This window comes from Parendozoicomonas sp. Alg238-R29 (genome assembly GCF_947331445.1).
In the GTDB taxonomy this organism is placed as follows: domain Bacteria; phylum Pseudomonadota; class Gammaproteobacteria; order Pseudomonadales; family Endozoicomonadaceae; genus Sansalvadorimonas.
In genome coordinates this window covers 1-7,842 of record NZ_CAMZOG010000127.1, presented here as the reverse complement: position 1 = coordinate 7,842, position 7,842 = coordinate 1, and the positions used below count along the sequence as shown (strand labels likewise).

The 7,842-nt window shown below is 48.3% G+C and carries 6 protein-coding genes and 1 pseudogene; 3 read left to right on the top strand and 4 right to left on the bottom strand.

Going from position 1 to position 7,842, the window contains the following annotated elements; all coding sequences use genetic code 11:
* Positions 1-542: 542 nt before the first annotated feature.
* Positions 543-3,107 carry a leucine--tRNA ligase gene (leuS, locus tag QMA35_RS20215; RefSeq protein ID WP_281648953.1) on the top strand — a complete coding sequence of 855 codons (2,565 nt, stop codon included), beginning with the start codon at positions 543-545 and terminating at the stop codon, positions 3,105-3,107.
* A 202-nt stretch (positions 3,108-3,309) separates the two neighbouring features.
* On the opposite strand, the gene QMA35_RS20210 is transcribed toward leuS, so the two are convergent.
* A complete protein-coding gene (locus tag QMA35_RS20210) occupies positions 3,310-3,807 on the bottom strand; it encodes a hypothetical protein (RefSeq protein WP_281648952.1) in 498 nt (165 codons plus the stop codon).
* A 327-nt stretch (positions 3,808-4,134) separates the two neighbouring features.
* Here QMA35_RS20210 and QMA35_RS21965 point away from each other — a divergent pair.
* A pseudogene (locus QMA35_RS21965) lies at positions 4,135-4,275 on the top strand (hypothetical protein); the annotation flags it as partial.
* 216 nt (positions 4,276-4,491) lie between these two features.
* Positions 4,492-5,421 (top strand): ribosome biogenesis GTPase YlqF, encoded by a 930-nt coding sequence (gene ylqF / locus QMA35_RS20200; protein ID WP_281648950.1) that lies wholly within the window; start codon positions 4,492-4,494, stop codon positions 5,419-5,421.
* A gap of 363 nt (positions 5,422-5,784) precedes the next feature.
* Here ylqF and QMA35_RS20195 read toward each other — a convergent pair whose 3' ends face one another.
* The 3 genes from QMA35_RS20195 to QMA35_RS20185 all read right to left on the bottom strand — a co-directional run bounded on the left by QMA35_RS20195 (position 5,785) and on the right by QMA35_RS20185 (position 7,439).
* On the bottom strand, positions 5,785-6,198 hold the full coding sequence (locus QMA35_RS20195; protein WP_281648949.1) for an NUDIX hydrolase: 414 nt from the start codon (positions 6,196-6,198) through the stop codon (positions 5,785-5,787).
* A 65-nt stretch (positions 6,199-6,263) separates the two neighbouring features.
* Entirely contained in the window at positions 6,264-6,731 is a 468-nt protein-coding gene (locus QMA35_RS20190) for a hypothetical protein (protein ID WP_281648948.1), read from the bottom strand.
* Positions 6,732-6,818: 87 nt separating this feature from the next.
* Positions 6,819-7,439, bottom strand: a complete 621-nt coding sequence (locus QMA35_RS20185; protein ID WP_281648947.1) for a LysE family translocator — start codon at positions 7,437-7,439, stop codon at positions 6,819-6,821.
* Between the last annotated feature and the right edge of the window lie 403 nt (positions 7,440-7,842).

Sequence of the window (7,842 nt, the reverse complement as noted above, 5' to 3'; positions counted from 1 at the left end):
CCGGTGCTCAGAAGTATAGTTCATGCACCAACATGTATTGTGAACAGAGCCCATCAAAGCCATGAGTAATCCCATACCAAGGAACAACAGTTATTGCAGCCAGAAATGTCAGGGAGAACAGCAGTGTTGTAACAGCAATCAGAGGCGGTTTCTGCATTCAGTTATTCTCTTATCATCTTTTATATAACTGCCACTATTGTAAACAGCTTCCAAGATAGACTTTGTTTCAAATTGTCACAGAAAATTTTAGCAGTTAAACCATGATTGGTTGCTGGGATTGGCTGCTGGTCGTATTTGATGATAATTCTGTCACAAGCCCAATTCCACTCAATAAACAGGATCGTAATAAGGCAAGCATATCCAGCTCATTGTTTTAACAGCCTCTAATGGTTAGGGCCTGTTCACAATTAATAAATAAAACCCCACCTCTTTCTTTATTGCTGCCCTACTACCGGCACCCACCCTGTTGTATCCTACAGGGTTTTACCGGCAACTCATCTGGCCCGCCTCACCCGCTGGGCCTCAAGGCATCTTGAGCAATGATGGAAGAGCATTACCATCCTCAGAAGATTGAGGAAGAAGCCCAGCAGTACTGGGCGAAAAATGACAGCTTTGCTGTTACCGAACAGGAAGGCAAAGAGAAGTACTACTGCCTGTCCATGTTCCCTTACCCCAGCGGCAAGCTACATATGGGTCATGTGCGCAACTACACCATCGGTGATGTTGTGTCCCGCTACCAGCGTATGCTGGGTAAAAACGTTCTGCAGCCAATGGGTTGGGACGCATTTGGTCTGCCTGCTGAAAACGCAGCCATCAAGAACAAGACCGCTCCAGCTCCCTGGACTTACCAGAACATTGATTACATGAAAGGTCAGCTGAAGAAGCTGGGCTTTGGTTTCGACTGGAACCGCGAACTGGCTACCTGTGCTCCTGAGTATTACAAGTGGGAACAGTGGTTCTTCACCAAGCTCTACGAAAAGGGCTTGGTTTACAAGAAGATGGGCGCCGTAAACTGGTGTCCGAATGACCAGACTGTTCTGGCCAACGAACAGGTAGAAGACGGCAAATGCTGGCGTTGCGACACCGTCGTGGAGCGCAAGCAACTGGCCCAATGGTTTGTAAAAATCACCGACTACGCCGACGAGCTGCTGGCAGATCTCGACAAACTGGATGAATGGCCTGATCAGGTTAAGGCCATGCAGCGCAACTGGATTGGCCGTTCCGAAGGTGTGGAGATGGCTTTCGGTGTTGCTGGTTCCAGTGAAGAGATCAGAATCTATACCACTCGCCCAGACACTGTAATGGGTGTGACCTACGTGGCTCTGGCCGCTGAACACTCCCTATGCAAAGAAGCAGCCAAGAACAACCCAGCTCTCGCTGCGTTCATTGATGAGTGCAAGAGCAACACCACCTCCGAAGCCGATATGGCCACCATGGAGAAGAAAGGTGTTGATACTGGCATAAAAGCCATTCACCCAATCACCGGTGAAGAAGTCTCCGTTTGGGCGGCCAACTTTGTACTGATGGACTTCGGTACTGGCGCAGTTATGTCTGTGCCCGGCCACGATCAGCGCGACTACGAGTTTGCCAAGGTTTACAGTCTTCCAATCAAGCAGGTTGTTAAGCCTGCCGGTGATGAAGAATGCGATCTGGAGAAGGAAGCCTTTACCGAAAAAGGGATTTTGCTGAATTCTGGTGAGTTCGATGGCCTGAACTTCAAAGATGCTTTCAAAGCCATTGCCGATAAGCTGATTGCTGATGGTAAAGGTGAGAAGCAGGTGAACTACCGCCTGCGTGATTGGGGAGTATCCCGTCAACGTTACTGGGGTGCGCCAATCCCTATGCGTTATCTGGAAGACGGCACGGAAGTGCCTGTACCTCTGGAAGAGCTGCCGGTTCGCCTGCCGGAAGATGTTGAGATGGATGGCATCCAGTCTCCAATCAAGGCCGATAAAGAATGGTGCAAAGTGACTCACAACGGTCAGCCAGCCATTCAAGAAACTGACACCTTCGATACCTTTATGGAATCCAGTTGGTACTACGCCCGTTACTGCTCGCCGCAGGCGGATCAGATGCTGGATCCAAAAGCCGCCAACTACTGGCTCCCGGTAGATCAATATATCGGTGGTATTGAGCATGCGGTTATGCACCTGCTCTATTCCCGTTTCTTCCACAAGCTGCTGCGCGACACTGGGCTGGTAAACAGCGATGAGCCGTTCAAGAAGCTGCTGTGCCAGGGCATGGTATTGGCAGATATTAACTACACCCTCGATGAAAAAGGTGTGAAGCATTATGTTGCGCCGGGTGATGTTGAAATTCGTGATGGCCAACACTTCCTGAAAGATACCGACACAGAAGTTGTTCATGCGGGTGTGGGCAAAATGTCCAAGTCCAAGAATAACGGTATCGATCCCCAGGATCTGATCGACCAGTACGGTGCCGACACTGTGCGCCTGTACACCATGTTCGCATCGCCACCTACCCAGACTCTGGAATGGTCTGACTCCGGTGTAGAAGGCGCTAACCGCTTCCTGCGTCGCTACTGGAAAATGTCTGCCAGCCATGTAGCAGCCGGTGAAACAGTTGCTCTGGATGCTAACGCTCTGAACGACGATCAGAAGGCACTGCGCCGTAAGACTCACGAAACCATTGCCAAGGTTTCCGACGACTGCGATAAGCGCCTGACCTTTAACACTGCGATTGCTGCGATCATGGAACTGACCAACGCCATCAGCAAGTTCAACGATGCGTCTGAGCAAGGCCGTGCAGTTGTTAACGAAGCACTGGAAGCCTGCACCCTGCTGCTGGCTCCAATCGTTCCTCACACTGCTCACGTTATCTGGAACCAACTAGGTAACGAAGGTCCTGTTGTGGATGCAGGCTGGCCGAAGCTGGATGAAACTGCGCTGGTGAAGTCTGCCATTACCCTGATTGTTCAGGTAAACGGCAAGGTTCGTGCAAAGCTGGAAGTTCCCGCTGATGCGTCCAAAGATCAGATGGAAGAACTGGCGAAAACTGATGCCAATGTGCAGAAGTTCACCGATGGCAAGACCATTCGTAAGGTGATTGTTGTACCTGGTAAGCTGGTTAATATTGTTGCCAACTAAGCCTTCTGTTTAAGCGCTTGAATTGCTTTAACCCATCCCGGTATTTGTCTTCAAATATCGGGATTTTTTTATTTTGACAGTGTCGGAAGGCCTATCCTGTCAGTTCTGCATAAGCTAGATATTTTATTGGAGAGCTTTATCTGTCTGACTGTTGTCTGGCCGATAAAAGATCACACAGCCAGACAATTGGATACAACAACTATCAAGCAGCCTTGAAGGTCTGTTCAACCCACTGCTTGAACTCAACACTGGCCATAGTCAGAGGGCCATCGCCCATCATGTCGGCCTGAACGCGGAAGAAGTTCACGTACAGGGTATTACCCTTCAGGATGAACTCATCCATATGTAAGGGAAGAACAACTACGTTCACGTCGCCTTCCACATTCAGACCGTCGAAATTCATCACCTTGAGAGGAGCCATCATAGCTTCCATCAAGCCGATATCTTCCATGGCCCACATGTTGTTATTCCAGAAGCGTGATTCACATTTGTGATCTGCGCTGAAGATTTCACGGTTGCTGATTGCGCTCAGGGCACGGCGCACAGACTCAGGTTGAAACTCTTCGGTATAAACAGACTTCATCTGCTCATGGTCAGCAATGGTCATGATGAATGATTCGCCAACCTTTTCACGGTCAGTTGTGGCCTGCCAGAAGTAAAACATCAACTCCATGACTTCCATATTCATTTTGATCGCCATAATTCTTGCTCCTGATTCACTGGATGCCCGGCTCATGGCAAATCAGATCACAGGCCATGACTGTCAGGCAGATGGGAAAAACGACCGTCATCCTAAATCCATTTGACTTACCTATTTATGATCAAAGGCAACAAATCATGATCAAAAGCAACAAATCATGATCAAAAGCAACAAAAGGCGAATGAAAACAACTCGCTGCAAATCTTCACACAAAACAACTGATATTCGTTACAAACCACCTCAAGCAACTGTAACTGGGTGACCTATACTTCCCTGCCCTCAATAGCAGGCAGGATATGTCATATGCCCAAGAAGAATGAATACACGATCAGCCTCAAGCAAGACGGCCCAGCCGCAAAAGAAACAAGCAGCTCTATTGAAGAGCAGATTAGTGCCTTTCTTAAATCCGGTGGAGAAATTGACCAGATTCCTTCCGGTGTCAGTGGTCAAATCAGTCTCGGAGAAAAAGCACGCCTAGCCCGGGAAGAGCAGGAAAAGAAAGAGCAAATGAAGAACGCGGAAGCCCAGTCCGACGAAACCAGTGAACCTGAGGCCCAATAGGCCCTGAAAAGGATCATCTTCCAGCGTTGGCTTTCAGAGTTTCCAGAAAGTCATTAGAAAGACAGCTCTTCCTGATCTGGTTACAATGGAGGTTTTTCAGCGAATTCTTCAGGGACTGTTGGCATGGCGATTAACTGGTATCCCGGGCATATGCACAAAGCCCGGAAAGAGATCCGTGAGGCTATGCCTCAGGTTGATCTTATTATCGAAGTGCTGGATGCCCGCATCCCCTTTAGCAGCGAGAACCCGTTGGTTCCGGCTCTGCGCAAAGATACTCCGTGCATAAAAATCCTTAACAAGGCAGACCTTGCCGATCCAGAGCTGACCCGGCGCTGGAAAGAAAGCCTTGAAAAAGAGCAGGGAATCAAAGCCATTCCCATGAGCCAGCATGAACCTGGCAAAGTACGTGAGCTGCTGAAAATCTGTCCAGCCATGCTGCCTCATCGCAACTTTGAAGGTACGCCACTACGGGCACTTATTCTGGGCATTCCCAATGTGGGCAAATCCACAACTATCAACAACCTTGCCGGAAAAATCATTGCCAAAACCGGCAACGAGCCAGCCGTTACCAAAAGTCAGCAACGCATAAAGCTGGAAAACAATATTGTGCTGCACGACACCCCCGGATTCCTGTGGCCAAAACTGGAGCCTGAAGAGTGCGGATACCGTCTTGCCATCACCGGTGCCATCAAGAATACGGTTCTGGAGTTCGAAGACGTTGGCATGTTCCTGGTTGAGTACTTAATGGAGGCTCACCCAGATGTATTGATCAATCGATACAACTTCAGTGAACTGCCTGCCAGTGCTATTGAGGTGTTTGATGAAATTGGCCGCCGCCGTGGCGCAATGCGTAAAGGTGGTTTTGCTGACACTCATAAAGTTGCAGAGATTCTTCTGAATGATTATCGCAGCGGAAATTTGGGGCGTATCACCCTGGAAACTCCGGAACTGATTGCCAAAGAACAGGCCATTCTGGCTGCCCTCCATGAAGAGCAAGCCGCTAAGAATCAAGACAAAGAAGACCGCAAGAAAAAAAAGAAAGCCAGAGCCTGATCCAACTGCCAGTTTCTACTGCATAAGAGGCACGGCCTTCTTTGATTGGAAAGAGCAGGCGATAAGAACCATGAATACTCCAAAAATAATTATCAATTTTCTGCTCTTTCAAGCTGGCTGGTTTGCCTGTGTTCTGGGAGGAAACGATGTTGCCCTCCCTTATACCGTCAGCGTTGTGCTTATTCATGTTTTCTGGGCCACTGAGTTACTATGCAGGCACAAAGCTTTCCGATATTTCTCTTGCTACTCCAGAATGGAAAACCCTGCTTATACTCTCCATCATCTGGGCTGCAGTGATTCCCCTTCTGCAAAGCTTTTCAGATGTATGGCTGGAACGCAGCAAAGCACAGGGTGCAGATTAGATTATTTGAAGGGATGATAGCCCTGCTCCAGAAGGTGAACGATGGGCAAAAACAGTGGTTCAGGCATATTAACCCAAGAAACCCAGCGCCACTCTGTGCATTTATCAGGCTCCATAGCCTGCGGCTCACCTTCAGCCTCACCAATAACAAACAGAGTCACATAATGCTTGCCCTCGCTTTCAAACACATCATTGGTAAAGGGACCAATGCGAGTATTCGTCAGTGTTAGGCCAGTTTCTTCCAGAACTTCCCGCCGGGCACACCCTTCAACAGATTCACCATACTCCAGATGCCCACCCGGAAACTGCCAGCAACCATCGCCATGCTTGCCCTTGCGTAAACCGCATAGAACTTTATCACCCCGCAAAATAATGGCCCCTACACCAACAGCAGGGCGAGAATATTCAGTAATCATGGATTAATAAGCCTGTCATGGAAGATTGCAGAATGGATTCAACAATGGTGCTGCAGACTGCCGAATCAAACAAGGCTCCGTAACCCTCTGCCGCAACAGCCACCATTCAGGTCAGTGTTACCGCAACACTTGTTACGCACTTCGTTCGGCAAACGACTTAAGTCTTCAATGTATGCATCGGTATCGTGAAACTCTTCGATCTCCGCAATAGGAAGAATGTCTCGCAAATACATTTTCACAGCGGCCTTCGGATCTTTCTCTGTGGTCACCAAACCTTCAATACTTCGGCCTGCCAGTTCAGCTTTCAAGCCACTTCCCATACCGGCTGTAATCAACACATCCATTTCATCGAAGGGGTGAGGTTGGCCAGTCTCAGCATCGAACCAGGTTTCATTCTTAAACAGCTCATGAGCTTCGCAGCTGACTATGCGCTTACGCTCAGGCTGAACAATAAACACCTGATGATTCCGGCAGCGGGCTGCATAACCTGTAATTGTGCGGCGGTTCTGGGTGGTAACAACAATCTTCTTCATAAACCAAAGAGACAGCAGACTTTAAAGACCGTTATTCTCTATGGAGTCAAAAGTTATTTCCCTGACTTATGCCGTATTTTGTAATGTTCAGGTCAATGCCAGCCAGATTCCAACACCCACCATCAGAGTTCCGGCTATACGGTTCATTACCTGCACATTGTTTCTTTTCTGAAGGAAGCGACGTAATGTTCGACCACCGCTTGCGTAAGCGATAAGTGAAGCGAATTCAATAGATAGGATCAGAAACAGCATCACTACAATTTGTGGAACCAGATCCTGATCTGAATTAATAAATGGAGGAAGCAGGGAAATAAAGAACGCCCAACCCTTAGGGTTAGCAACAGCCGTCACAAATCCCTGCATGGCCAGTTCAGTTGGCGAAACATGATGTTGATCAACATTAAAATCCTGAATCGCCATTTTGCCTTTTGACTGCCAGAGCTGAATACCCAGCCATAATAAATAAGCGCCCCCGATCATTTTAAATGCTGTGAACAGTGATGGATATTCCAGCATTACGGCAGCACCACCAATCATCACCAGAAAGGCAATTCCACCTACAGCAACCAGCTCCCCAGCCATCATCCACAATGTACGACGCACACCAATTGTCATTCCAAGAGTCATAGACAAAGTCATACACATGCCCGGCGTAACTGACACAAAAATAAACGTCGGGATAAAAACAGCCAGAACTGCAAAGCTCATTAAAACTCCGGAAGGATGGGTAAAACATTAATCAAACCGGAGTGTATCACGAATCAATTCATTCCTCGCCAGCCTTGAATTGCATTACGACCCCGGCGCACCTCCGACATTTAAAACCTTGAGATGGACCAATGCCGATTATGACAACGGCACGGGCTCCAGCGACAAGGGCAATGATATCGGCTCATACAGCGACCCTTTCTTTATCAATATCGAAGAAACATCCCAAACACTGTCAAACGGTCAAACGGTCAAACGGTCAAACGGTCAAACGGTCAAACGGTCAAACTATAAATGCAGAACAAATGGTTTTTGCTTGGCCAGAAGGCGATTACCGCAATGGCAATGAAAGCGCCGGTTTGTATAACATGACCACAGAGGCTCTGTTCACAATAAATGTGGG

Coding starts and splice junctions, on each gene's coding strand:
- leuS (WP_281648953.1), top strand. CDS start 543: ATGGAAGAGCATTACCATCCTCAGAAGATTGAGGAAGAAGCCCAGCAG.
- QMA35_RS20210 (WP_281648952.1), bottom strand. CDS start 3,807: ATGGCGATCAAAATGAATATGGAAGTCATGGAGTTGATGTTTTACTTC.
- ylqF (WP_281648950.1), top strand. CDS start 4,492: ATGGCGATTAACTGGTATCCCGGGCATATGCACAAAGCCCGGAAAGAG.
- QMA35_RS20195 (WP_281648949.1), bottom strand. CDS start 6,198: ATGATTACTGAATATTCTCGCCCTGCTGTTGGTGTAGGGGCCATTATT.
- QMA35_RS20190 (WP_281648948.1), bottom strand. CDS start 6,731: ATGAAGAAGATTGTTGTTACCACCCAGAACCGCCGCACAATTACAGGT.
- QMA35_RS20185 (WP_281648947.1), bottom strand. CDS start 7,439: ATGAGCTTTGCAGTTCTGGCTGTTTTTATCCCGACGTTTATTTTTGTG.